3 protein-coding genes are annotated in these 2,254 nt (G+C 61.0%); all 3 read right to left on the minus strand.

From position 1 onward, the window contains the following. Positions 1–479 (minus strand): hypothetical protein (locus H5U38_06310; GenBank protein MBC7186630.1); only part of this gene is annotated, 479 nt, incomplete at its 3' end. A 13-nt stretch (positions 480–492) separates the two neighbouring features. After that, entirely contained in the window at positions 493–975 is a 483-nt protein-coding gene (locus H5U38_06315; protein ID MBC7186631.1) for a 4Fe-4S dicluster domain-containing protein, read from the minus strand. Between the two features lie 284 nt (positions 976–1,259). Continuing rightward, on the minus strand, positions 1,260–2,254 hold a 995-nt coding region (locus tag H5U38_06320), incomplete at its 5' end, for a phosphoenolpyruvate carboxykinase (GTP) (GenBank protein ID MBC7186632.1).

Genomic DNA, 2,254 nt, shown 5'->3' on the forward strand with positions numbered 1-2,254 from the left:
ACGGTCAACCCCGCCAACCTGCGTTTGGGTGCCTTGGCCAGTTTTTCCCACCCACTGCCGTCGCGGAACACCTCGAGCAGGTGGACGACCTCCACCTCGCCCGCATAGTCAGCGGGAGCAGGAAGCGCGTCCTTGTATGGGCGCACCGGCTCATCGTCGCGCAAGAAGGCGTTGACCCTCTGCCGGCGCAGCGGATCGAGCGCAATGGCGCGATTGGCCCTCTTCAGTGTGCTGTAGCAGAAGGCGCAGGTCGTAGTCACCTGCCGGTTACCTGCCTGGCGCACATTGCGGAGAATGCGGATTTGCGGGACGAGGTTGGCAATTTTCTCTTCGGTGAGCGGGTAGGTGGCGCCGCAGCAGGTCCAGGGTTCGGGCTCTTGGAGCTCTATGCCCAGTCTACTCGCCGCCGCTTTGGTGGTGGTGTCCAAATGGGGAGTCTTGTCCTTGAGCGTGCATCCTGGATAGTACGAGAGCTTCATGCACCGTCCCTCGTCACAGGCCGTACTTGCGGAAAGCGCTGACCAGCGCCTGTTGCGGCGCCTCTGCCAGCACATCTGCCGGCAGGTCTTCTGGTGCTAAGTACTCGACCTTGGCCGCCATGGCCAACATGCGCAAGGCCTCAGCTAACCGAGAAAAGTCGATCCCCTTCGGGCAGCGGGAATAGCATTGGAAGCACGAGGCACACAGCCAGATGGTCTTGCAGCCGAGCACCTCCTGTTCCTGGCCCAATTGGAGCAGGCGGATGACCTGGCTGGGGATAAGGTCCATCTCGGGGGTAACTGGGCAACCTGAGGAGCACTTGCCGCACTGGTAGCACTCCCTTGGGTCCACGCCGCTGAGGCTGCGCACCCGCGCCACGAATTCGCTGTTCACTAGGCGGCCTGTCAACGAAAGGCCCCCGCGCTGCGCGACTCTCTGGGCGGAAAGGCGTCCTCGTACCGCTTCGACGTCGGCTGTCACTTGGTGCGCCGCCATGCTCTCCTTCCCTTTGGTTTGCATCCATCCGTTGGTACGCGGCGCGATCCACCGGTCGCGCCCGTGGCCTTAAGCTTCGACAAACACCGTGCCAGCCCCCCACGCCAGTCGTACCCGCGGTGTCAAGATTTACAAGGTGTTGAAAAGCGAGCTTGCCCCGCCGTGCTTCGCGCCGACACGCCCATTCCCAGTTTTGGGAAAAGGACGAAAACACCTTGCCGAATTTGAGAAGAGGGCGCCACTGACTTTCGAACTGAACCCGGCCAAACAACCGCGTAGCTTGGTTAGTTTAGGGCATCGGGCGCGATCCTGTCGCCATGTATGCTTCTTGCCTCTTGCAGCCTCTGCCGCTGCTGGCTGAGGAGCTCAAACAGCCGTGCGGGTGTGTCCAAGACGCGCTCGCTGTAGATCTTGAGCAGGCGGTCAATCTTGGCGATGCTCTCTGGCACACGCACCGCAAACTGCTCGCGATAGGCGTCAATAGGGTAATCCCGGCCCAGCACCTGTTTGAACAGGCGACGCAGGTCTTCGTAGCGCGGCAGGAGACCTGTTGGTCCTGCAATGGCGCCCACGTCGTCGTGCGCCCGCAGTTCCATCCACTTCAGCCACACGCGCTTGTCCGCCCGGTCGTTCAAGAACTCCCCGTTTTGTCCGCGCAGGAAATAGTTCACCGAAAAGACACGTGGCGGCCTCACCAGCCCGGCGCCAAAATCGAGATTGTCCTGAATGTAGCGCCCAATGGGAATGGAAAGGAAGTCGAGGTTGGACATGGGGTTGAAGACGCGCACTCCCTCCTGCCCCAAAGTGGCGGCAGTCGTCTCGGACTCCAGCGCGGCCGCTTTGGTGACGATCCCGTGTTCCCAGTCAAAGGCCTCTTCCACGGGTACCCAGGTGTCGGAGTCCCTCGCTCCATAGATTATCCCGGCAACCGGCACGCCTTCCGGGTCGTCCAGGTGAGGGTCCAGGTTGTCGAGTAGGTGAAGATCGAAGGTGAAGCGGGCGTTCTTGTGGGAAGGTGGGATCTCTTTTCCGTCGCCGTCTCTTTTCCCCGCAAACCATTCCCCTGCAAAGTTCACGCCTTTCGGCGGGCATTCACCGTCCATGCCGTTCCAATAGACATGTCCCCCTTCGGTGACCAGAATGTTGGAGAAGATCACCTCTCCTGGGCTGCGCAAAACTTTCCAGATGAGTGGATCATGAAGGGAGTTGACCCCATCGATGATGCCGAACATCCCCTTCTCCACGTTGACTGCCCGAACCTGCCCCCCTACGCGGCGCA

Source organism: Calditrichota bacterium (assembly GCA_014359355.1).
In the GTDB taxonomy this organism is placed as follows: domain Bacteria; phylum Zhuqueibacterota; class Zhuqueibacteria; order JANLFK01; family Oleimicrobiaceae; genus Oleimicrobium.

Coding starts and splice junctions, on each gene's coding strand:
- H5U38_06315 (MBC7186631.1), bottom strand. CDS start 975: ATGGCGGCGCACCAAGTGACAGCCGACGTCGAAGCGGTACGAGGACGC.